The organism is Kitasatospora sp. NPDC056184 (assembly GCF_042268405.1).
In the GTDB taxonomy this organism is placed as follows: Bacteria; Actinomycetota; Actinomycetes; order Streptomycetales; family Streptomycetaceae; genus Kitasatospora.
In genome coordinates this window covers 25,881-47,886 of sequence record NZ_JBHJUI010000030.1, presented here as the reverse complement: position 1 = coordinate 47,886, position 22,006 = coordinate 25,881, and the positions used below count along the sequence as shown (strand labels likewise).

General features: G+C 72.5%; 17 protein-coding genes and 2 tRNA genes. 6 read left to right on the top strand and 13 right to left on the bottom strand.

Features of this window, described 5'->3' with window-relative positions; translation table 11 throughout:
- Positions 1 to 79: 79 nt before the first annotated feature.
- From ACFC0B_RS35915 to ACFC0B_RS35895, 5 genes are all read right to left on the bottom strand, one after another.
- On the bottom strand, positions 80 to 742 hold the full coding sequence (locus ACFC0B_RS35915; RefSeq protein WP_344344462.1) for an ATP-dependent Clp protease proteolytic subunit: 663 nt from the start codon (positions 740 to 742) through the stop codon (positions 80 to 82).
- 56 nt (positions 743 to 798) lie between these two features.
- Positions 799 to 1,416, bottom strand: a complete 618-nt coding sequence (locus ACFC0B_RS35910) for an ATP-dependent Clp protease proteolytic subunit (protein WP_376096046.1) — start codon at positions 1,414 to 1,416, stop codon at positions 799 to 801.
- A gap of 287 nt (positions 1,417 to 1,703) precedes the next feature.
- On the bottom strand, positions 1,704 to 3,101 hold the full coding sequence (gene tig, locus ACFC0B_RS35905) for a trigger factor (RefSeq protein WP_376095944.1): 1,398 nt from the start codon (positions 3,099 to 3,101) through the stop codon (positions 1,704 to 1,706).
- A gap of 255 nt (positions 3,102 to 3,356) precedes the next feature.
- Positions 3,357 to 4,889 carry an MDR family MFS transporter gene (locus ACFC0B_RS35900; RefSeq protein WP_376095941.1) on the bottom strand — a complete coding sequence of 511 codons (1,533 nt, stop codon included), beginning with the start codon at positions 4,887 to 4,889 and terminating at the stop codon, positions 3,357 to 3,359.
- A 98-nt stretch (positions 4,890 to 4,987) separates the two neighbouring features.
- Positions 4,988 to 5,061, bottom strand: a tRNA-Pro gene (locus ACFC0B_RS35895).
- A 145-nt stretch (positions 5,062 to 5,206) separates the two neighbouring features.
- On the opposite strand from ACFC0B_RS35895, the gene ACFC0B_RS35890 reads away from it, so the two are divergent.
- A tRNA-Gly gene (locus tag ACFC0B_RS35890) sits at positions 5,207 to 5,277 on the top strand.
- An 84-nt stretch (positions 5,278 to 5,361) separates the two neighbouring features.
- Here ACFC0B_RS35890 and ACFC0B_RS35885 read toward each other — a convergent pair.
- Positions 5,362 to 5,946: a hypothetical protein gene (locus ACFC0B_RS35885; protein ID WP_376095938.1), complete on the bottom strand. Its 585-nt coding sequence runs from the start codon at positions 5,944 to 5,946 to the stop codon at positions 5,362 to 5,364.
- Between the two features lie 226 nt (positions 5,947 to 6,172).
- On the opposite strand from ACFC0B_RS35885, the gene ACFC0B_RS35880 reads away from it, so the two are divergent.
- Positions 6,173 to 6,976: a DUF6348 family protein gene (locus ACFC0B_RS35880; protein ID WP_376095935.1), complete on the top strand. Its 804-nt coding sequence runs from the start codon at positions 6,173 to 6,175 to the stop codon at positions 6,974 to 6,976.
- Positions 6,977 to 7,012: 36 nt separating this feature from the next.
- Here ACFC0B_RS35880 and ACFC0B_RS35875 read toward each other — a convergent pair whose 3' ends face one another.
- The 4 genes from ACFC0B_RS35875 to ACFC0B_RS35860 form a co-directional block, all read right to left on the bottom strand.
- Positions 7,013 to 7,207: a hypothetical protein gene (locus tag ACFC0B_RS35875; protein WP_376095932.1), complete on the bottom strand. Its 195-nt coding sequence runs from the start codon at positions 7,205 to 7,207 to the stop codon at positions 7,013 to 7,015.
- 518 nt (positions 7,208 to 7,725) lie between these two features.
- Positions 7,726 to 8,868 carry a PP2C family protein-serine/threonine phosphatase gene (locus ACFC0B_RS35870; RefSeq protein ID WP_376095929.1) on the bottom strand — a complete coding sequence of 381 codons (1,143 nt, stop codon included), beginning with the start codon at positions 8,866 to 8,868 and terminating at the stop codon, positions 7,726 to 7,728.
- 405 nt (positions 8,869 to 9,273) lie between these two features.
- Positions 9,274 to 9,765: a ribose-5-phosphate isomerase gene (locus ACFC0B_RS35865; protein WP_376095926.1), complete on the bottom strand. Its 492-nt coding sequence runs from the start codon at positions 9,763 to 9,765 to the stop codon at positions 9,274 to 9,276.
- Positions 9,766 to 9,847: 82 nt separating this feature from the next.
- Positions 9,848 to 10,447: a biotin transporter BioY gene (locus ACFC0B_RS35860; protein ID WP_376095923.1), complete on the bottom strand. Its 600-nt coding sequence runs from the start codon at positions 10,445 to 10,447 to the stop codon at positions 9,848 to 9,850.
- Positions 10,448 to 10,747: 300 nt separating this feature from the next.
- Here ACFC0B_RS35860 and ACFC0B_RS35855 point away from each other — a divergent pair, with 300 nt between their 5' ends.
- Positions 10,748 to 12,160, top strand: coding sequence for an amino acid permease (locus ACFC0B_RS35855; protein ID WP_376095920.1), 1,413 nt, complete (start codon positions 10,748 to 10,750; stop codon positions 12,158 to 12,160).
- Between the two features lie 74 nt (positions 12,161 to 12,234).
- Here ACFC0B_RS35855 and ACFC0B_RS35850 read toward each other — a convergent pair whose 3' ends face one another.
- Positions 12,235 to 12,885, bottom strand: a complete 651-nt coding sequence (locus tag ACFC0B_RS35850) for a DsbA family protein (protein ID WP_376095917.1) — start codon at positions 12,883 to 12,885, stop codon at positions 12,235 to 12,237.
- A gap of 244 nt (positions 12,886 to 13,129) precedes the next feature.
- Here ACFC0B_RS35850 and pepN point away from each other — a divergent pair, with 244 nt between their 5' ends.
- Positions 13,130 to 15,694, top strand: a complete 2,565-nt coding sequence (gene pepN, locus ACFC0B_RS35845) for an aminopeptidase N (RefSeq protein WP_376095914.1) — start codon at positions 13,130 to 13,132, stop codon at positions 15,692 to 15,694.
- 76 nt (positions 15,695 to 15,770) lie between these two features.
- Here the strand turns inward: pepN and ACFC0B_RS35840 are convergent, their stop codons facing one another.
- Positions 15,771 to 17,120 (bottom strand): glycoside hydrolase family 18 protein, encoded by a 1,350-nt coding sequence (locus ACFC0B_RS35840; RefSeq protein WP_376095911.1) that lies wholly within the window; start codon positions 17,118 to 17,120, stop codon positions 15,771 to 15,773.
- 215 nt (positions 17,121 to 17,335) lie between these two features.
- A complete protein-coding gene (acnA, locus tag ACFC0B_RS35835) occupies positions 17,336 to 19,999 on the bottom strand; it encodes an aconitate hydratase AcnA (protein WP_376095908.1) in 2,664 nt (887 codons plus the stop codon).
- Between the two features lie 342 nt (positions 20,000 to 20,341).
- Between acnA and ACFC0B_RS35830 the strand changes: the two genes are divergently transcribed.
- Together ACFC0B_RS35830 and ACFC0B_RS35825 are read left to right on the top strand one after the other, a co-directional pair.
- On the top strand, positions 20,342 to 20,878 hold the full coding sequence (locus ACFC0B_RS35830; protein ID WP_376095905.1) for a SigE family RNA polymerase sigma factor: 537 nt from the start codon (positions 20,342 to 20,344) through the stop codon (positions 20,876 to 20,878).
- 54 nt (positions 20,879 to 20,932) lie between these two features.
- A complete protein-coding gene (locus ACFC0B_RS35825; RefSeq protein ID WP_376095902.1) occupies positions 20,933 to 21,985 on the top strand; it encodes a hypothetical protein in 1,053 nt (350 codons plus the stop codon).
- The last annotated feature ends 21 nt before the right edge of the window (positions 21,986 to 22,006 follow it).

Below are 22,006 nucleotides of genomic sequence, written 5' to 3'. Positions count from 1 at the left end.
CCCTGGGCGAATTGATACCGAACAGATGCCGTCGGAGCAGCCGCCGGTGCGCCGGGGGCGGGGAGGGCCGGTGCCGGCCTCAGGAGGTCAGCGAGGCCTTGCGGGTCGAGATGACCAGGTCGACCAGACCGTACTCGACGGCCTCCTCGGCCGTGAGGATCTTGTCGCGCTCGATGTCGTCGCGGACCTGCTCGACCGACTTGTTGGAGTGCTTGGACAGCATCTCCTCCAGCTGCTCGCGCATCCGGAAGATCTCCTTGGCCTGGATCTCCAGGTCGGAGACCTGGCCGCGGCCGGTCTCGGTGTACGGCTGGTGGATGAGGATGCGGGCGTTCGGCAGCGCCATCCGCTTGCCGGGGGTGCCGGCCGCCAGCAGCACGGCCGCCGCCGAGGCCGCCTGGCCCATGCAGACGGTGGTGATGTCCGGCTTGACGTACTGCATGGTGTCGTAGATGGCCGTCAGGGCCGTGAACGAGCCGCCGGGCGAGTTGATGTACATCTGGATCTCGCGGTCCGGGTCCATCGACTCCAGGCACAGCAGCTGCGCCATGATGTCGTTGGCGGAGACGTCGTCCACCTGGGAGCCGAGGAAGATGATGCGCTCCTCGAACAGCTTGGCGTACGGGTCGTACTCGCGGATGCCCTGCGAGGTGCGCTCGACGAAGCGCGGGACGATGTAGCGGCCCTCGGCCCGCATGTCCTCGACGCGGGCCTTGGCGGCCGACAGGCTGGGGATGTTCATGGGTGTTCTGGTCCTCCGGAGCGTTGTGGCTGTGGTCTCGTGGGCCCGGCCGGGGCTCAGGCGCCGGTGCCGCCGCCGCCGGGGACGTCCGCGGCGCTGTGCATGATCGCGTCGATCAGGCCGTACTCCAGGGCCTCCTCCGGCGTGAACCAGCGGTCGCGGTCGGAGTCCTGGGTGATCTGCTCGAAGGACTGGCCGCTGTGGAACGCGATCAGCTCGGACATCCGCTTCTTGGTGCGCAGCAGCTGCTCCGCCTGGATGCGGATGTCGGTGGCCGAGCCGCCGAGGCCGGCGGAGGGCTGGTGCATCAGGATGTTGGCGTTCGGCAGCGAGAAGCGCTTGCCCTTGGCGCCCGCGGTCAGCAGGAACTGACCCATCGAGGCCGCCATGCCCATGGCGATCGTGACGACGTCGTTCTTGATGTACTGCATCGTGTCGTAGATCGCCATGCCGGCCGAGATCGAGCCGCCCGGGGAGTTGATGTAGAGGAAGATGTCCTTGTCCGGGTCCGCGGCCAGCAGCAGCAGCTGGGCGGTGATCTTGTTCGCGATGTCGTCGTCGACCTGCTGGCCGAGGAAGATGATCCGCTCGTTGAGCAGCCGGTTGTAGACCTGGTCGCCGAGGCCGCCCAGCACGTCACCAGCGGCGGCGTGCGGCGCCATCGGGCCGGGCATCTGCATCTGCGGGTACGTCACTTAGCCACCTGCTCAGTCGATTTGGACGGTCGCTCCACGGCCGTCACGATGTCGCACAGCTTCCGGGTATCACGTCGTGATTGTTGCTGTCCATGGACCCTAACGCGCAGGCCGGGCCGCTGAATCCCTCACGCAGAACTGTTCGCTGTGAGCGCAGGGTTCGCGGTCGCGGCGGGCTCCGGACGGGGCCGGGGAACGGCGCGGGCCCGGACGCCGTACGGCGTCCGGGCCCGCGCTCACGCCTCGGGGCGAGGCGACCGCGGCGGTCAGGCCTCGGTCTTCTCCTCGGCCTCGGCCTCGGCGGCCGGGGCCTCGACGGTCTCGGCCGACTCGTCGGCCTCGTCGTCGTCGAAGTTGATCTCGTTGCCCTCGGTGTCGACGACCTTGGCGGCCTCGACCACGGTGGCCAGGGCCTTGCCGCGGGCGACCTCGCCGACCAGCAGCGGAACCTGGCCGCCCTGGACGACCTGCTGCGCGAACTGGTCCGGGGTCAGGCCCGAACCGGCGGCACGGCGGATGAGGTGCTCGGTCAGCTCCTCCTGGGAGACGTTGAGCTCCTCGTCCGCGACGATCTGGTCCAGGACGAACTGGGTCTTGATGCCCTTCTTCGCCTGCTCCTCGATCTCCGCGGTGTACTCCTCCTCCGACTTGCCCTGGGTCTCCAGGTAGCTCGCCAGGGTGAGGCCCATCGGCTCCAGCTGGTGGTGCTCGAGGTTGTGCTTGCGGGTCTCGACCTCGTCCTTGAGAAGCTTCTCCGGGAACTCGATCTCGACCAGGCCGAGCAGCGCGTCCAGCACCTTCTCCTGGGCCTGGGTGGCCTGGTCGTACTCCTTCATGCGCTCCAGGCGCTTGCGGGAGTCGGCCTTCAGGTCCTCCAGGCTGTCGAACTCGCTGGCCAGCTGGGCGAACTCGTCGTCCAGCTCGGGCAGCTCCTTCTCCTGGACGGCGGTGACCTTGACGGTGACCTCGGAGGTCTTGCCGGCCTGGGTGCCGCCCTTGAGCTCGGTGGTGAAGGTGGCGGTGCCACCCGCCTCCAGGCCGACGACGGCCTCGTCGATGCCGTCGATCAGACGGCCCGAGCCGATCTCGTAGCTGACGCCGGCGGCGGTGCCGTCGTCCGGCACCTCGCCGTCGACCTTGGCCTCCAGGTCGACGACCACGATGTCGCCCTCGGCGGCGGCGCGCTCGACGTCCTTGACCGAGGAGAAGCGCTCGCGCAGCTGCTCCAGGGACTTGGCGATGTCCTCGTCGGAGACCGCGATCGGGTCGACGGTGACCTCGATGGTCGAGAAGTCCGGAAGGGCGATCTCCGGGCGGACGTCGACCTCTGCGGTGAACTTCAGGTCACCGCCGTCGGCGATCTTCTCGACACCCTCGATGTTGGTGATGTCGGGCTGTCCGAGGACCTCGATCTTGCCCTCGTCGACGGCCTGCGTGTAGAAGCGCGGCAGGGCGTCGTTGACGGCCTCCTCCAGCACGGCACCACGGCCGAAGCGCTGGTCGATGACCCGGTTCGGGATCTTGCCCTTGCGGAAGCCCGGGACCGAGACCTGCTGGTTGATCTTCTTGTACGCCGCGTCGAGGCTGGGCTTGAGCTCCTCGAAGGGCACCTCGACGGTGAGTCGAACCCGGGTCGGGTTCAGAGTCTCGACGGCGCTCTTCACGGTTAGGTCTCCTATGGGCTTGCGGTCAGGTTGCCTGCGCCCTCCCCGGACGCCGGCCGGGGCCGGTTTCCATGCGGGTGGGGCGAGACGGGCGATGGGCGGTTGGAGCTGCATCTCCCGTGGGGGGTGGACGGTGAGCGTGACTCCTCGCCCTCGTGCGGTTGACCTGGGTGGACGCCACAGGGACTACCGCCAGCGCCCCATCCTACCGGTACCACGAAAGGCGGACGCCAGGACGCCGCCGTCCGGGCCCCCTCAGACCCTTCCGGAGGCCTTCCGGGCCGGTTCGGACACGCCCCCGGCAGCGGCTCCGGCCGCCTCCGGTCCGGCCGCGCCGGCACCGGCCCGGCCGCCGGACACCGGCGCCGGGCGCATGGTCGCGGCGGCGTCGGAGTCCCGCACCCGCAGCGCGATCACGGCCGCCAGCAGGGCCAGCCCGGCCGCGGTCAGGAAGGCCGCCCGGTAGGCCGTGAGGTTCGCCACGGGCGTACCCGAGGCGTCCGCGGTGAGCGGCCCGACGGCGGTCAGCACGGTGCCGAGCACGGCCACGCCGAGCGCCGAGCCGAGCTGGCGCTGGGCGTTGTAGAGGGTGGAGGCGGCGCCGGTGGCGGCGGCCGGAATCGTCGCGAAGGCCGCGGTCTGGCTCGGCATGAAGACGTGCGACATCGCGTAGCCGGTGAGGAAGAGCAGCCCGCGCACGGCCCAGAGGTTGCTCTCCGGCCCGATCGTGGCCATCAGGGCCAGGCAGCAGGCCACCGCGGCGGCGCCGGCGGCGAGCAGCCGGCGCGGGCCGATCCGCGGGTAGAGCCGGGCCGACACCTGGGAGGCGAGCATCACGCCGAGCGCCTCGGGGAACACCATCAGCCCGCTGTGCAGGGCGTCCATGCCGAGCGCGTCCTGCATCAGCAGCGGGAAGAGGTAGAGCATGCCGAGGAAGGCCGCGCCGGAGAACAGCGAGAGCAGGTTGGTGGTGCGGAAGATCCGGTCCCGGAAGAGCCGCAGGTCGAGCATCGGCTCGGGGCGGCGCAGCTCGACCGCGACCAGGGCCGCGAGGGCGAGCAGCCCGGCGAGCGCCGGGGCGATGATCCGCGCGCTCCCCCAGCCCTGGGAGGCGCCCTCGGAGAGCGCGTACATGGTGCCGCCGAAGCCGACGGCGGCGAGCAGGAAGCCAGCCGCGTCGAACCGCCCGGCCCGCTCGACGCGGTAGTCGGGCAGGAAGAACAGGCCGAAGAGCAGCCCGGCGACGCCCACCGGCACGTTGACGATGAAGACCCAGTGCCAGGACCAGCCGTCCACCAGCCAGCCGCCGAGCACCGGCCCGCTGGCCGGGGCGACGGCGGTGGGCAGCATCAGCACCCGGGTGGCCCGCATCCGCTCCTCCTGCGGGAAGGCGCGGAAGAGCATGGTCATCCCGACCGGGGTGAGCAGGCCGCCGGCCGCGCCCTGGAGGATCCGGTACAGGGTGAGCGAGGCCAGCGAGTCGGCCGCCCCGCACAGAAGCGAGGCGGCGGTGAACAGGGCGAGCGCGTACAGGAAGACCCGGCGGGTGCCGAACCGGTCGCCGAGCCAGCCGGAGAGCGGGACGAAGACGGCCAGGCTGACCAGGTAGCCGACGTTGATCACGCCGACCGCCGCCGGGTCGGTGCCGAAGTCCCGGCCGATCGAGGGCAGGGCCACGTTGACGATCGTGCCGTCCATGATCGTCATGAACAGCGAGGCGACGAAGACGACGCCGACCGCGATCTTGGGATTCATCCGCGTCGGCCGGGTCGGGCTCGTCGCACTCATCGGGACTCCAGGTTCGGTGAAAAATCAACCACCAACCTTGCCGGACCGGGCCCGGAAACGACAACAGGGCCCCGCCCTGGGCGAGACCCTGCGCACGGTCGGGGTGACCGGATTCGAACCGACGGCCTTCCGCTCCCAAAGCGGACGCGCTACCAAACTGCGCCACACCCCGTGGTGCCGAGAGGAAGCGTACACGCCGGGCCCTGCCGGATCGCCGAGATATTCCGAGGCCCTCACCGCGAACGGGGTGTGCGCACAGCCGACCGGACCAGGTACGCTGTTCCCGACCTTCCGTCCGGTGACGGCCGGGGGATCGCGCGGGCGTAGCTCAATGGTAGAGCCCTAGTCTTCCAAACTAGTCACGCGAGTTCGATTCTCGTCGCCCGCTCCGCAGGACGAACGGCCCCGCCGGATGCACCGCATCCGGCGGGGCCGTTCGCGTTCCCGACGGCGGGTCAGCCGGCCCCGGCGGTCACAGGCCCAGCCGGGCGGCCCGGGCGGCGGCCCGCTCCAGCAGCCGGTGGACGTCGGCCTGCCGGGTGGCGGGCCGGTCGTTGAACTCGTCCGGGGAGCGCACCGGGCGGCCGGTGGCGTGCAGCACCTCCATCAGCTGGACCCGGGCGGTGCGCACGGTGGCCGGGGTGCCGAAGCCGTGGGCGAGCACCGCCGCCTGGGCGCCGAGCAGGCAGACCCGGCCGGCCGCGTCCCACATCGCCCCCTGCAGCCAGCCGTGCGCGGTGATGTAGCGGGAGGCCAGGTCCAGGTGCTCGGCGGCGGTGACCGGCACGGGCCGGGCGGGGCGGCGCAGCGCCCGGTCGAGCAGGGTGGCCCGGGGCGTCGGGTGGCCGGCGTGCCAGGGCCGCAGCACCGAGCCGTACGGGCGGACGGCGTAGGGCGCCGGGGTGCGCGCGGGGGCGGGCAGCGAGGCCAGGTACGCCTCGATCTCGGCGACCAGCCCGGAGGTGTCCGGGGTGAGCAGCGCGGCGGGCGGCGGGGTGAACGTCGGGGCGGGCGTCGGGGCGGGCGGCCGAACGGGCGTCGGGGCGGTGCGGGGCATGCGGGGCTCTCCAGGCGGTGCCGGCGGTTTCCGCTACCCAAAATGGTGCATGACGGTCATTTCTGCGACCGGAGCGGTGCGGTGGCCGGGCCGCGGCCGGACCGTACGGCGGCGCCCGGCCGGTTTCCCGGGGGGCCTCCGGGCCGATAGCCTCGGCGGCGTTCGAGAGCAGTTCGATGGCCGATGGCGTTCGAGACGATTCGAAGCCGTGAGCGGAGGAGTCCCCGTGCGCCCGCAGGACCGACTGGCCGTCATTCAGCACTGCGTGGTCCGGGAGATGGCGCGGTTCGGGCAGGAGTTCACCGTCGACGGCGAGGTGGTGCGCGGCCCGGGGACGGTCGCGGTGGCCGTCCGGGAGCACCCCGGCGGCGAGGGCGCCGGGCACGTCGACCTCGGCTGGGCGCTGGAGCTCGGCCGGGCGGACGCGCCGGTGGTGTGGGACTGCGCGGCCGGTCTCGGCAAGACCGAGGAGGAGAAGCTCGACAACGCGGTGCGGATGTGGGCGACCACCACGGCGACCGCGCTGGTCGAACTGCGGGAGGGCCGCGGTGCGCACGCCGACCACGCCGACCATCCCGAACTGCCCGGCTGGCACGCCGTCCAGGGGCCGGCGGCGGTCTTCGGGTTCGGCAACGAGCACCTGGCGGCCTGGCTGGCCGGGAACCGGGTGGTACCGGCCCTGGCGCCCGCGCTGCTGCCGGCGCTGAGTGCCCCGGGCGCGCGGCGCCCGCACGGGGTGAAGCTGTTCCTCGGCGGGCGGTCGGGGGACGACGTGGCCGAGGTGAGGGTCGACGGCGAGGTCGACGAAGCGGCCTCGGCGGCGCTGCGCGCGCTGGACTGGCCGCGCGGCGAGCGGCTGTGCTGGGCGCGGCTGTTCGTCCTGCTGACGGCCCGCGAGGAGCCCTCGGCGCCGGTGACCGCACCCGCCGGCGCCCTCGGGGTCGCGCCCGCCCGGCCGGCGGCCGTGGCGGCGGCGCGCCCGCGGGGCCTGTTCGCCCGGTGGCGGCAGGCGAGGCGCGCCGACCGGTGACGGGGCGCCGGCCTCGGCGGGCCGGCGGTCCCGGGGTCAGCTGGTGATGTTGGAGATGGACTTGGCGATCTCGTTCAGGAAGTCCTGGATCGGCTGGGCCGCGGTGCTCTGGTTGAGCATGAAGCCGAACAGGGCGGCCAGGATGAAGTGCCCGGGCTTCAGCTGCTTCTGGCGGATGAAGATGAAGCAGATGATGCCGAACAGGACCAGCGCGGAGACGGAGAGTGCCACCCGGACTCACTTCCTCGTTTCATAGCGGGGCGCCACCGGCTGACGGCCCCTGTGAAGCCGGACCCCGGCCTGTCCGACGGTCCCGGGGCGGAACGGCAGATCGTCCGGCCCGTCGAGGCCGGAGGGAAGGCCGCACGCTACGACCGCACGGTGTCCGTCGTGCCGCATGTGACGCCCCCCATCCCCCGAATCCTGAACAGTCCCGCCCGGACTCAGTGTGGTCGACCGTGCCGATTGCGTAAAGGTCTGACAGTCGGTCGAACGCCGATATCCTGCGATGCGAGACGAGTTTCCGCCGACCGGGACGATAGCCGAGACATCCTGACGAATCGTCGGCGGGGCACCGCTGAGCGGCCGGGAAGCGTCCGGCGGGGCAGACCGGAACCGGCAGGTCCGCTCTGCTTCCCGGGTGACGGAATTGGCTGAAGATCAGCTCCGGGGCTTGACAAGCAGCTGCCGTTGGCACATGCCGTCGCGCCACCGCCACGAAGGGGCCCCGGAGCCCCGTTCCGCACCGCTCAGTCGCGCCAGAACAGCAGGACCGCGCGGTCGTCGTTGATGTCCCGGGCGACCGTCTCGATCAGCCGGGACGCCGCACCGCCGACGGCGCCGGGGCCGCCGCCCGGCACCAGCCGGTCCGCCTCGCCCATCAGCCGGTCCATGCCCTCCGAGAGGTCCCGGCCGGGCGCCTCGACCATGCCGTCGGTGCACAGCATCAGGACGTCGCCGCGGTTCAGCCGCCCCCGCACGCCCTCGAACTTGGCACCGTCGTAGATGCCGAGCGCCGGTCCGTCCAGCGCCTCCTTGACCTCCCAGCGGCCGGCGCCCGCCAGCCGCTGCATGCCGGGCAGGTGCCCGGCCGAGAGCAGCTCGTACTCGCCGGTGTCCAGGTCCAGCACCAGGTGCACGGCGGTCGCGAAGCCCTCCTCCCAGGACTGCCGCAGCAGGTAGCCGTTGGCGGCGGGCAGGAAGTCGTGCGCGGGCAGCGAGCCGAGCAGCCCGCCGAACGCGCCGGAGAGCAGCAGCGCCCGCGAGCCGGCGTCCATGCCCTTGCCGGAGACGTCCGCGAGGACCACCTCCAGCACCCGGCGGCCGGGGCCGGTGCGGTCGGCGACCACGAAGTCGCCCGAGAAGGACTGCCCGCCGGCCGGGCGCAGCGCCATGTCGGCGTGCCAGCCGTCCGGCAGCCGGGGCACCCGGCTCTGCACCCGCAGCCGCTCGCGCAGGTCGAAGAGCATCGTCGAGCCGCCCCACCAGGGCACGCCCACCCGGCTGCGGAACTGGGCCAGCAGCAGGCCGCCGACCCCGGCCGCGCCGACCACCAGGGCGGCGCCGGGGGTGACCCCGTAGGTGTAGGCCTCGGGGTGGTCGCTGGCCACCCGCTGGCCGGTGTGGATGACCGACTCGGCGGACAGGCCGAGCGCGGCCAGCGCGTACAGCACCACCAGCGAGCCGGGGCGCAGCAGCAGGGCCGCCGCCAGGATCGGCAGGACCAGCGCGGTGGGCGGGGCCCAGGCGGGCCACCAGACGTTGAGCAGGATCAGCAGCGGGACCAGCAGGGCGAGCGCGCAGAGCACCGGCCAGTCGGCCGCCCCGCCGCGGAACCAGTCCACACCGGCGGTGCGCAGCCTTCGGCGGACCCGGCGGAGCCTCTTGCGCAACCGGGCCGTCACGGGGTCGGACGCCGGGGCGGCGCCGGGCCTCGTCGCAGTCGTCTGGGGCGGTGTGCCCGGCGCTCTGCCAGCCATGAGGACCGACCATATCCAGCGCTCCCGCCCGGCGTCGACGGGCCGGGCGGGAGCGGGGGCGGGGTGGCGCGGGCGCGTCAGCGGGTTTCGGCCGATTGCGGGGGGCGGCGGCCGGGGCGTCAGGAGGCGTACGGGCACAGGGCGTACGAACCGCCCGGACGGCGCGCGCTCCGTCGCGCGGGCGGTCGCGCGCGGGGTGCGCCGGGGCGCGCGCCTGTGGCCGATCACACAGCGATCTCCCAGCGGCCGTCCAGCCGCCGTCCGGCCGGTTCCGCACCCCGTCCGCGGGCCGGGAGGAGCCGGGACGGGCGGGAGGGGTCAGCCCTCCTGCTGCGGGTGGTGGGCCGGGATCGGCGGGAGCTCACCGGTGGTCTCGTACACGCTGAGCATGTCGATCCGGCGGGTGTGCCGCTCGTCGCCGCTGTACGGGGTGTTGAGGAAGATCTCGACGAACCTGGTGGCCTCGTCCTCGGTGTGCATCCGGCCGCCGATGGAGATCACGTTGGCGTTGTTGTGCTCGCGGCCGAGCGCGGCGGTCTGCTCGCTCCAGGCCAGCGCCGCACGGACGCCCTTGACCTTGTTGGCGGCGATCGCCTCGCCGTTGCCCGAACCGCCGATCACGATGCCCAGCGACTGCGGGTCGGAGGCGGTGCGCTCGGCGGCGCGCAGGCAGAACGGCGGGTAGTCGTCGAGGGCGTCGTAGATGTGCGGCCCGCAGTCGACCGGCTCGTGGCCGGCCTCCTTGAGCCACTCCACGAGGTGGTTCTTCAGTTCGTATCCGGCATGGTCGGAGCCCAGGTACACGCGCATGCCCATGAGTGTGGCATGCGCGCGGACCCGGGCTCCGCAGGGGGCGGCGCGTCCGGCGGGCGCCCGGCCCGGGGAACAGGCGTCAGCGGCGGCCGAGGAGCTTCCAGGCCAGCGGGAGGGCGCCGGCGGCGAGGGCGGCCTTCAGGGCGTCGCCGACCAGGTACGGGTAGAGGCCGAGCTCGGCGGCGCGGGCCGGCGTGACGTCGAGGGCGAACGCCAGGTAGGGCACGCCGACCGCGTAGATGGCGAGGCTGCCGAGGACCATCGCGACGGCGGTGCGCGCCGGCGAGCGGTCGGCGCCGCGCCGGGCCAGCGCGCCGACCAAGCCGGCGGCCAGCACGAAGCCGATCGCGTAGCCGAGCGAGGGCATCGACCAGCCGGAGGAGCCCTCGGCGAACCACGGCACGCCCGCCATGCCGGCCAGCAGGTAGAGGCCGAGCGAGGCGACGCCGCGGCGGGTGCCGAGCGCGGTGCCGACCAGCAGGGCGGCGAAGGTCTGGCCGGTGACCGGCACCGGGGAGCCGGGGACGTTCACCGACAGCTGGGCGGCCAGGCCGGTGAGCGCGGCACCGCCGGCGACCAGGGCGAGGTCGCGGGCCTGGGTGCCGAGGCGGGTGCCGGCGGCGGGCAGCAGGTCCGCCAGGACGGCGCGGCTCGGAACGGGGGTGCTGGCGGTGGCCATCGGGCTTCTCCTCGGCACGGCGGGATCCGGACGATCGAAGGATCAGCGGATCGAGTGGGTGATCACTCTGAACCTACGCGGCGATCACGCCGAACACCGTCAGGGATCCGGACAAAGCCCCGGCCGCCCTCCTTGTCGGGTCCCGACCCACCGGGGCGACGGAACGTGAGCACGCGCGCCCGGGCTGTCACCATGGGGTCCGCATGCTGATCCCGAACCGGACATTCTTGGCATGCACAGCCACGTCACCGGATATTGGACAGCTCGCACCACATGTCGAACAGTCTGGATCCACCCCCCATGGCCCCCACCTCCGCGACCACCGCGCCGCCCGGGACCACCGCACCCGCTCCCCCGGCCGCCGGCCAGCAGCTCTCGCACGGGCTCAAGCCGCGCCACCTCTCGATGATCGCGCTCGGCGGCGTCATCGGCGCCGGCCTGTTCGTCGGCTCCGGCGCGGGCATCGCCGCGGCCGGGCCCGCCATCATCCTGGCCTTCGTGCTCTCCGGCCTGCTGGTCATGCTGATCATGCGGATGCTCGGCGAGATGTCCGCGGCCCGCCCGGCCTCCGGCTCCTTCTCCGTGCACGCCGAGAAGGAGCTCGGCCCCTGGGCCGGGATCACCGCCGGCTGGATGTACTGGGTGATGCTCTGCTGCGGCGTCGCCGCCGAGGCCACCGCCGCCGGCAGGATCGTCAACGGCTGGATCCCCGGCGTCTCCGCCTGGATCTGGGTCGCCCTGTTCATGGTGTTCTTCTGCGCCAGCAACCTCACCGCGGTGAAGAACTTCGGCGAGTTCGAGTTCTGGTTCGCCGCCGTCAAGGTCGCCGCGATCATCGCCTTCCTGGTGCTGGGCGGCCTCGGCGTCGCCGGCGTGCTCGGCCCCGGCGCCCCCGGCACCGCCAACCTCACCGGCCAGGGCGGCTTCCTGCCCACCGGCGTCAGCGGACTGATCGTCGGCCTGCTCGCCTCCGTCTTCGCCTACGGCGGCCTGGAGACCGTCACCATCGCCGCCGCCGAGTCCGAGGACCCCCGGCGCAACGTCGCCAACGCCGTGCGCACCGCCGTCTGGCGGATCGCGGTCTTCTACATCGGCTCGATGGCGCTGGTCGTCACCCTGGTCTCCTGGAAGGACCCGGCGGTCGTCGCCGACGGCCCCTACGTCACCGTGCTGCGCCACCTCGGGGTGCCCGGCGCCGGGACGATCATGCAGGTCGTGGTCCTGATCGCGCTGCTGTCCGCGATGAACGCCAACATCTACGGCGCCTCCCGGATGGCCTACTCGCTGGTCGGCCGCGGCCAGGGCCCGCGCGCCCTCGCCAAGGTCTCCGGCGGCGTCCCCCGGCGGGCCGTGCTCGCCTCCTGCCTGTTCGGCTTCGCCGCCGTCCTGGCCGCCAAGCTCTGGCCCGACACCGTCTTCACCTGGCTGATGAACACCACCGGCGTCGCCATCCTGGTCGTCTGGCTGTTCATCTGCGTCGTCCAGCTGCGGATGCGCCGCCGCCTGGAGCGCGAGGCGCCCGAGCTGCTCACCGTGCGGATGTGGGGCTTCCCGTACCTGACCTGGGTCGCGATGGCCGCCGTCGCCGGCATCCTCGCCCTGATGACCACCACCGAGGGCAACCGGCAGCAGCTGTACGCGGCCGGCGTGCTGGTCGCGCTGCTCACCGGCGCCGGCCTGCTCAAGCAGCGCCGGGACGCCGCCCGCGGCTGACGCCGGGCGCGAGGCGCGCGAGGACACGGCGAGGGGCCCGGTACCGCGCGGTACCGGGCCCCTCGCCGTCCGTCCTACTCGAAGGACGGGCTCGCGGTACGGGTCCGCTTGATCTCGTAGAAGCCCGGCGTCGAGGCCACCAGCAGGGTGCCGTCCCACAGCCGGGCCGCGGCCTCGCCGCGCGGGATCGGCGTCACCACCGGGCCGAAGAACGCGACCCGCTCGCCGTCCGCGCCCTCGACCGCGATCACCGGGGTGCCGACGTCCTCGCCGACCAGGGTGATGCCCTCCTTGTGCGACAGGCGCAGCGCCTCGTCGTGCGCGTCGGTGCCGACCGCCTCCGCCAGCTCCACCGGCAGCCCGGCCGCGACCAGCGCCGCCTCGATCGTCTCCCGGTTCTGCGGCAGGCCCTGGTTGTGGAAGCGGGTGCCCAGCTCGGTGTAGAGGCGGCCCAGCACCTCGTCGCCGTGCTGCTTCGCCGCCGCGATGCACACCCGCACCGCGCCCCAGGCGTTGTCCAGCAGCTCCCGGTACTGCGGCGGGAGGTCGCGGTCCTCGTTGAGCACCGACAGGCTCATCACGTGCCAGTTCACGTCCACCGGGCGCAGCCGCTGGACCTCGATCAGCCAGCGGGACGTCATCCAGGCCCACGGACAGGCCGGGTCGAACCAGAAGTCGGCGGTCTTGCGCTCGGCGGCGCCGGCGGCACCAGCGGAAGTCGTCACGGCTGTCGTCCTTCGAGAATCGTCCGGGAAGATGCGGGTCGGGAGCCGTTACGGGCACAGCGCGCCCCGTCCCCCAGAGCGGCAACGCCCGGCCCCTGCCGCTGATTCCGGCCCACCCGTCCGAGTTGTGCAATGGTACCGGCGCGGGGGGCGTGAAAGGATGCCCCCGCAGCACCACAGCGCGCCGCACCACCGCACCAGCGAAGACCGCACCACCGTGCGAGCCGGACAAAGGAGTAACGCCGTGCCGGGCAAGAACCTGAGCCGCGACGAAGCCCAGCAGCGGGCCAGCATCCTCACCGTGGACGCCTACCGCGTCCGGCTGGACGTGACCTCGGCCCCCGACCCCGCGGCCGCCACCTTCCGTTCCACCACCACCATCGCCTTCCGCTGCGCCGAGCCGGGCGCGTCGACCTTCGTCGACCTGCTCGCCCCCGCCGTGCGCGCCGTCACCCTCAACGGCCGCGCCCTCGACCCGGCCGCCGCCTACGACGGCGCCCGGGTGCACGTCGACGGCCTCGCCGCCGAGAACGTGCTCACCGTCGAGGCCGACTGCGCCTACAGCCGCACCGGCGAGGGCCTGCACCGCTTCACCGACCCCGCCGACGGCGAGACCTACCTCTACACCCACTACGAGCCGGCCGACGCCCGCCGGGTCTTCGCCACCTTCGAACAGCCCGACCTGAAGGCCCCGTTCACCTTCACCGTCACCGCGCCGGCCGCCTGGGACGTCTGGTCCAACGCCCCGCACGAGACCGTCACCGCCGAGGACGCCACCCGCACCTGGGAGTTCGCGCCGACGCGGCCGATCTCCACGTACCTCACCGCCGTCGTCGCCGGCCCGTACCACGTCGCCCGCGACCACTACAGCCGCACCCTCGACGACGGCACCGTGCTGGACATCCCGCTCTCCGCGATGTGCCGCCGGTCGCTCGCCCCGTACTTCGACGCCGACGAGATCCTCGGCGTCACCAAGCTCGGACTCGACTTCTTCCACGAGCGGTTCGCCTACCCGTACCCCTTCGGCAAGTACGACCAGGCGTTCGTCCCCGAGTACAACATCGGCGCCATGGAGAACCCCGGCTGCGTCACCTTCCGCGAGGAGTTCGTCTTCCGCTCGAAGGTCACCGACGCCGCCTACGAGGGCCGCGCCAACGTCGTCCTGCACGAGATGGCGCACATGTGGTTCGGCGACCTGGTCACCATGCGCTGGTGGGACGACCTGTGGCTGAAGGAGTCCTTCGCCGACTTCATGGGCTCCTACGGCCTGGTCGGCGCCGGCACCCGCTTCCAGTCGGCCTGGGTCACCTTCGCCAACCAGCGCAAGGCCTGGGCCTACCGGCAGGACCAGTTCCCCACCACCCACCCGATCACCGCGGACATCCGCGACCTCGAGGACGCCAAGCTCAACTTCGACGGCATCACCTACGCCAAGGGCGCCTCGGTGCTCAAGCAGCTGGTGGCCTACGCCGGCGCCGACGCCTTCTTCGAGGGCGCCCGCCGCTACTTCCAGCGGCACGCCTTCGGCAACACCGAACTCGCCGACCTGCTGGACATCCTGGAGGAGACCAGCGGCCGCGACCTCAAGTCCTGGGCCGCCGCCTGGCTGCAGACCGCCGGCGTCAACACCCTCACCCCGCAGCTCACCGCCGACGCCGAGGGCCGGATCACCGAGCTCGCCGTCCTCCAGGACGGCGAGGTGCTGCGCCCGCACCGGATCGCGGTCGGCCTCTACGACCGGGACGCCGACGGCGCGCTGGTGCGCACCGCCCGCTTCGAACTGGACGTCACCGGCGCCCGCACCGCCGTCGCCGAGGCCGTCGGCCTCACCCGGCCCGCGTTCGTCCTGCTCAACGACGACGACCTGACCTACTGCAAGATCCGCTTCGACGAGGAGTCGCTGGAGACCCTGCGCACCGGCCTCGGCGACATCAAGGACGACCTGGCCCGCGCGCTCGCCTGGTCCGCCGTCTGGAACCTCACCCGCGACGCCCTGATGCCGGCCCGCGACTACGTCGCGCTGGTCCTGCGGTTCGCCGGCCAGGAGGCCAACATCGGCGTCCTGCAGTCGCTGCACACCCAGGCCAAGGGCGCCGTCGACCTCTACGCCGACCCGGCCTGGCGCGGCGAGGGCGGCCGGCTGCTCGCCGACGGCGCGCTGCACGAGCTGCGCGCCGCCGCCCCCGGCGGCGACCACCAGCTGGCCTGGGCCCGCTTCCTGGCGCAGACCGCCAACGGCTCCGAGCACCTCGGCCTGGTCCGCGGCCTGCTGGCCGGCACCGCCCGGATCGACGGCCTGGAGGTCGACCAGGAGCTGCGCTGGGCGCTGTGGCTGGCGCTCGCCGCGGCCGGCCAGGCGACCGAGGAGGAGCTGGCCGGGGAGCTCGCCGCCGACAACACCGCCGGCGGCCGCCGCCAGCACACCCAGTGCCTGGCCGCCCGGCCCACCCCGGAGGCCAAGGCCGCCGCCTGGTCCGCCGTGATCGACTCCGACGAACTGCCCAACGCACTGGTCGAGGCCAACATCGCCGGCTTCGCGGTGCCCGCGCACCGCGACCTGACCACCCTGTACGCCGCGCCCTACTTCAAGCTGCTGGAGCGGGTCTGGGCCGAGCGGACGATCGAGATCGCGATGCGCATCGTCGGCGGCTTCTTCCCGCAGGCGCAGGTGGACGAGGCCACCCTCGCCGAGGCGGACGGCTGGCTGGCCGGGCACCCGGACGCGGCGCCCGCGCTGCGCCGGCTCGTGCTGGAGCGCCGGGACGACCTGGCCCGCGCGCTGCGGGCGCAGGCCTGCGACCGGGCCTGAGCGGACGGACCGGAGAGCCCGCCGCGACGCGTGTCGCGGCGGGCCCTCCCGTTCTCAGCGGGCGGTCAGCACCGGGTCACTTGCCGCGCAGGCCCTTGTCCAGGGCGGCGATCCCGCTGCCCTGCGCGTCGTCGCCGTCCAGCGACCAGACCATCACACCGGCCAGGTCGTTCCAGCGGGCGTAGCGGGCCTTCTCGGTGAGCACCTCGGCCGAGTCGAAGCTGTAGAAGGTGGTGCCGTCGTACTTCCAGGACGCGCCGTGGTCGCGGTCCAGGTAGGTGGTGCCGGGCAGCGCGTTGATCTCCTTGTAGGAGAGGTCCGGCACGGTACCGGTGGCCTTCTGGTAGAGGCCGCCGCGGTTGCCGGCCGGCACGCCGGTCCAGCCGTGGCCGTAGAACGGCGCGCCGAGGACGGTCTGCTGGGAGGGCAGGCCGCGCTGGGCGTAGTGGTCGACGGCCTTGTCGGCGCTGCGCTGCCGGGCGTCCGGGTCGGTGGGGTCGGAGTACAGCGGGGCCTGGTGGTTGGCCGGGCCCTTGCCCTCCCACGGCCCGTGCAGGTCGTAGGTCATGAGGTTGAGCCAGTCGACGGAGGCCGCGAGCTCGGGCAGCTCCAGCCGGTCGGCGACGGTCTCGTTGGCGGCGACGGCGGCGGTCAGCAGGTAGTGCTCGGGCTTCTTGCCCTTGCCCTTGCCCGCGGCCTCGGCGCGCTCGGCGGCCAGCCCGTCCAGCTGCTCGCGGAACTCGGCCATCAGCAGGGTGAAGTTGCGGCCGTCCTCGGGGCGGACCACGTTGCCCGCGTCACCGCCGCCGCCCGGGTACTCCCAGTCGACGTCGATGCCGTCGAAGACGCCCGCGGCCGCGCCGGCGCCGCCCTCCGGGGAGTCGGCCAGCCGCGGCACGTCGCCCTTCAGGTAGAGGTCGATGCAGGAGGAGACGAACTTCTTGCGGGCCTCGTCGGTGGCGGCGGCGTCCGAGAAGTACTTGGACCAGCTCCAGCCGCCCAGCGAGATGACGACCTTGAGCTGCGGGTTCTGCGCCTTGAGCTTGCGCAGCTGGTTGAAGTGGCCCTTCAGCGCCTGGCCCGGGGCGTCGGCGACGCCGTCCACCGAGTCGGCGGCGGAGAAGGCGCGCTGGTAGTCGTTGTAGGCGTCGCCCTGGCCGGACTCGTTGCTCTCGAAGCAGGTGCCCTCGGCGGAGACGTTGCCGAAGGCGTAGTTGATCACGGTGAGCCGCCCGGCCTGGCCGGTCTCCTGGACGCGCTTGGCGGAGCTGTCGGCGCCCCACTGGGTGAAGTAGCCGACCCGCTGGCCCTTCAGCTTGGGGCCCTTGGCGCCGTCGGCGGCATGGGCCGTGGCGGTGGCGGCGGTGGAGGCGAGCAGCGCGGCGACGGTGGCGGCGGCGAGCAGGGCGGGGCGACGAATGGGCATACCGGACCTATTCTCTGAAGCAGCGTCAATTGGTCTGGACCAGCTGGGAAAGAGGTTTAGTCCATCGCGCCCGCACCGCACAAGAGGACCGGCCGAGGCGGCGCACTATGCAAAAGGCCGGCAAAGCCGGGGCGGCCGGCGGGCGAAGCGCCGGGAACGACGGAGGAGGCCGGACCGCGGGTGCGGTCCGGCCTCCTCGGCGCTCAGCGCGGTGCTCAGCCGTTGATCAGGCTGCGCAGCACGTACTGCAGGATGCCGCCGTTGCGGTAGTAGTCCGCCTCACCGGGGGTGTCGATGCGGACGACCGCGTCGAACTCCTTGCTGGTCCCGTCCGCGCCGACGGCCTTGACCTTGACGGTCGCCGGGGTGCGGCCCTCGTTGAGCTCGGTCACGCCGGTGAAGGAGAAGGTCTCCTCGCCGGTCAGGCCGAGGGAGTCGGCGTTCTCGCCCTCCGGGAACTGCAGCGGCAGGACGCCCATGCCGATCAGGTTCGAGCGGTGGATGCGCTCGTAGGACTCGGCGATGACGGCCTTGACGCCGAGCAGCGCGGTGCCCTTGGCGGCCCAGTCGCGGGACGAGCCGGAGCCGTACTCCTTGCCGGCCAGGACGACCAGCGGGGTGCCGGCGGCCTGGTAGTTCTGCGAGGCGTCGTAGATGAACGACACCGGGCCGTCGGCCTGGGTGAAGTCGCGGGTGTAGCCGCCCTCGGTGCCCGGCGCGATCTGGTTGCGCAGGCGGATGTTGGCGAAGGTCCCGCGGATCATGACCTCGTGGTTGCCGCGGCGCGAGCCGTAGGAGTTGAAGTCGCGCTTCTCGACACCGTTGGCGGTCAGGTACTGCGCCGCCGGGGTGCCCGGCTTGATGTTGCCGGCCGGGGAGATGTGGTCGGTGGTGACCGAGTCGCCCAGCTTGGCCAGGACGCGGGCGCCGGCGATGTCGGTCACCGGGCTCGGGGTCTTGGCCATGCCCTCGAAGTACGGGGGCTTGCGGACGTAGGTGGACTCGGCGTCCCACTCGAAGGTGTTGCCGGTCGGGACCGGGAGCGACTGCCAGCGGTGGTCGCCGGCGAAGACGTCCTGGTAGCCCTTGTCGAACATGGCCTCGTCGATGGAGCCGGCGACGGTGTCGGCGACCTCCTGCTCGGACGGCCAGATGTCGGCGAGGAAGACGTCGTTGCCGTCGGCGTCCTGGCCCAGGGCGTCCTTGGTGATGTCGACGTTCATGTTGCCGGCGAGGGCGTAGGCGACCACCAGCGGCGGGGAGGCCAGGTAGTTCATCTTGACGTCGGGGTTGATCCGGCCCTCGAAGTTGCGGTTGCCGGAGAGCACCGAGACGACGGCCAGGTCGGACTCGTTGACCGCGGCCGAGACCTCCTCGGGCAGCGGGCCCGAGTTGCCGATGCAGGTGACGCAGCCGTAGCCGACCAGGTTGAAGCCCAGCTTCTCCATGTACGGGAGCAGGCCGGCCTTCTCGTAGTAGTCCATGACGACCTTGGAGCCGGGCGCCAGGGTGGTCTTGACCCAGGGCTTGACCGTCAGGCCCTTCTCCACGGCCTTCTTCGCCAGCAGGGCGGCGCCCAGCATGACGGAGGGGTTGGAGGTGTTGGTGCAGGAGGTGATCGAGGCGATCACGACCGCGCCGTTGTCGATCCGGTACGACGAGCCGTCGGGGGCGGTGACGGCGGTCGGCTTGGAGGCCTCGGCGGAGTAGGTCGGCAGCGCCTCGGCGAAGCGCTCGGCGGCCTCGGCCAGGATCACGCGGTCCTGCGGGCGCTTCGGGCCGGAGATCGACGGGACGACGGTGGAGACGTCCAGCTCCAGGTACTCGGAGTAGACCGGCTCGACCGACGGGTCGTGCCAGAGGCCCTGCTCCTTGGCGTACGCCTCGACCAGGGCGAGCTGCTGCGCGTCACGGCCGGTGAGCTTCAGGTAGTTGATGGTCTCGGCGTCGATCGGGAAGATCGCGCAGGTCGAGCCGAACTCCGGCGACATGTTGCCGATGGTGGCGCGGTTGGCCAGCGGGATGGCGCCGATGCCGTCGCCGTAGAACTCGACGAACTTGCCGACCACACCGTGCTTGCGCAGCATCTCGGTGATGGTGAGCACCAGGTCGGTGGCGGTGGTGCCGGCCGGCAGCTCGCCGGTCAGCTTGAAGCCGACGACGCGCGGGATCAGCATGGAGACCGGCTGGCCGAGCATGGCGGCCTCGGCCTCGATGCCGCCGACGCCCCAGCCCAGCACGCCCAGGCCGTTGACCATGGTGGTGTGCGAGTCGGTGCCGACGCAGGTGTCCGGGTACGCCTGGCCGCCGCGGACCATGACGGTGCGGGCCAGGTGCTCGATGTTCACCTGGTGGACGATGCCGGTGCCCGGCGGGACGACCTTGAACTCGTCGAACGCGGTCTGGCCCCAGCGCAGGAACTGGTAGCGCTCCTTGTTGCGGCCGTACTCGATCTCGACGTTCTGGACGAAGGCGTCCGGGGTGCCGAACTTGTCGGCGATGACGGAGTGGTCGATGACCAGCTCGGCCGGGGCCAGCGGGTTGATCTTGGCCGGGTCGCCGCCCAGCTCCTTGACGGCCTCGCGCATGGTGGCGAGGTCGACCACGCACGGCACACCGGTGAAGTCCTGCATGATCACGCGGGCCGGCGTGAACTGGATCTCCTGGCTCGGCTGGGCGTCGGCGTCCCAGCCGCCGAGGGCACGGATGTGGTCGGCGGTGATGTTGGCGCCGTCCTCGGTGCGGAGCAGGTTCTCCAGCAGCACCTTGAGGCTGTAGGGCAGCCGCTCGGACCCCTCGACGGCGGAGAGCTTGAAGATCTCGTACGACTCGTCGCCCACCTGCAGCGAGCTGCGGGCGTCGAAGCTGTTCGCGGACACGACTGACTCCTTCTAGGTGCTTCGTGCGGTATCCGGCCGCCACGGTGGTAAGGTCACCCTTACTTAGGCTGACCTTGCCCGCACCGCCGGTGAGCGCCTCTCGGCAAGTATCTTGATGTCGAGATATATCGTAAGGCGGAGTTATCTCGATGTCGAGATAAACCATAGTGCATGCCGCCGCGTCCGCCACGTCGGCACCACCCCCAGCCTGCCCCCACCGGGTGCATCCTCCCCGGACCCCCGCCGAACCCTCCCGTAACGCGGTCCCCGGGCTCACGCGTCTATCCGGGCACAGGGGGCGGACGGACACCGCCCCGGAGCTACGGAGGGGCGGGGAACAGCGTGATCGGGAAGACACGACGGGCCGGGGAGAACGCCGAGTTCGAGGCGTTCGCCCACGCCCGCGGACAGCACCTCTTCCGCACCGCGCTGCTGCTCTGCGGGGACTGGCACCTCGCCGAGGACCTCACCCAGACGACCCTCGCCAAGCTCTACGCCGCCTGGCCCAAGGTCCGCCGGGCCGACAGCCAGGAGGCCTACGCCCGCGGCGTGCTCGTCCGCACCTACCTCTCCCACCGGCGGCTGCGGCGCAGCGGCGAACGGCCCGCCTTCGGCGACCTGCCCGAGCCGCCCGGCAGCACCGCCCCGGCGGCCGGCGACCCGGCCCTGCGGGTCACCCTGCTCGCCGCGCTCGCCGAACTCCCCCGCCGGGACCGGGCCGTCCTGGTCCTGCGCTACTGGGAGGACCGCAGCGTCGAGGAGACCGCCGCCGAACTCGGCGTCAGCCCCGGGGCGGTGCGCAGCCAGGCGCTGCGCGCCCTCGGGCGGCTGCGCGGCGTGCTCGGGCCGCAGGCCGCCGAGCAGCTCACCGTCGCCTGACGGCCCCTCCCGTCCACCTCATCCCGCTCATCCGGAAGGAACCGAGGAACCACCATGGACGAACTGAACGACACCACCGGGGACGGCCGAGGGCTGTCCGCCACCTTCGAGCAGGCGATGGGCGGCGTCGGCGCCGACCTCGGCCCGCTGGTCGCCGGCGCCGCCGAGCAGGGCCGCCGCATCCGGCGCCGCCGCCGCACCGCCGTCACCGGCGCGGTCGCCGCCGTCGCCGTGCTGACGGCCGGCGGCGCGGTCGCCCTGCAGCCCGGCGACGGGTCCGCGACGGGCGGCCGGATCCGGGCCGCGGCCTCGACCGGCCACGAGCAGCAGGTTCCGGGCACCGGGGCCAACGCCGGCAAGGTCGCCCTGACCGGCCACGCCGCCCTCCAGGCCGTCATCCAGGCCCTGCCGCCCGGCGGCACCACCTCCGGCTACTCCGGCAGCTCCACGGTCGCCGTCTGGAACGACCTCGCTTTTGGCGCCGATCCCTGGCCCGAGCCCGGCCGGCCCAGCGCGAACAATTACGGGCCCAGTCCGGCAGACCCCGGCGTGCGCAGTCGCGGCACCCTTTCCTACGACGACGGCACCGGCCCCGCCACCATCACTGTCGCGGTCAACGGCGACATCGGCGGCGACAACCTCCTCGGCGACAGCACCGACCGGGCCAGGGGGCGGAGCCACATCGCGTACGCCTACACCTGCGGCATGGCCAACTTCGTCAATCAGCTCCAGCACTGCTCCGACGCCGTACTAGCCGACGGCAGCCTCCTGCTCGTCACCGAGCAGGCCGAGGGCGATCGTCTCGCCCGCACCGTCGACCTGCTGCGCGCCGACCACACCCAGGTGCGGGTCCGTGTCACCAACACGGCGAAAGTGGCCGGCGCCTCCGGTTACACGCTGACCCGCAGCGGGCTGCCGCTCGGTCTCGACCAGATCAAGGACCTCGCGATGACCGCCGGTCTCCAGGACTGGATCACCCCCGGGACGGCGCAGCAGGCCGAGCAGGCCGTCCAGCCGTTCCAGCAGGAGCCGCTCGCCACGCCGCTCTACACCACGATCTACGTTCCGGGCGACGCGACGACCGGCGACCCGACCCCGGTACGGTGACCCCGGAGTGACACGCCGGGA

Bases quoted from the DNA above. Each gene is read 5' to 3' on its own strand.
- ACFC0B_RS35865 (WP_376095926.1), bottom strand. From the start codon at position 9,765: ATGCGCGTGTACCTGGGCTCCGACCATGCCGGATACGAACTGAAGAAC.
- ACFC0B_RS35825 (WP_376095902.1), top strand. From the start codon at position 20,933: ATGGACGAACTGAACGACACCACCGGGGACGGCCGAGGGCTGTCCGCC.
- ACFC0B_RS35900 (WP_376095941.1), bottom strand. From the start codon at position 4,889: ATGAGTGCGACGAGCCCGACCCGGCCGACGCGGATGAATCCCAAGATC.
- ACFC0B_RS35855 (WP_376095920.1), top strand. From the start codon at position 10,748: ATGGCCCCCACCTCCGCGACCACCGCGCCGCCCGGGACCACCGCACCC.
- ACFC0B_RS35840 (WP_376095911.1), bottom strand. From the start codon at position 17,120: ATGCCCATTCGTCGCCCCGCCCTGCTCGCCGCCGCCACCGTCGCCGCG.
- ACFC0B_RS35885 (WP_376095938.1), bottom strand. From the start codon at position 5,946: ATGCCCCGCACCGCCCCGACGCCCGTTCGGCCGCCCGCCCCGACGCCC.
- ACFC0B_RS35860 (WP_376095923.1), bottom strand. From the start codon at position 10,447: ATGGCCACCGCCAGCACCCCCGTTCCGAGCCGCGCCGTCCTGGCGGAC.
- ACFC0B_RS35915 (WP_344344462.1), bottom strand. From the start codon at position 742: ATGAACATCCCCAGCCTGTCGGCCGCCAAGGCCCGCGTCGAGGACATG.
- ACFC0B_RS35910 (WP_376096046.1), bottom strand. From the start codon at position 1,416: ATGCCCGGCCCGATGGCGCCGCACGCCGCCGCTGGTGACGTGCTGGGC.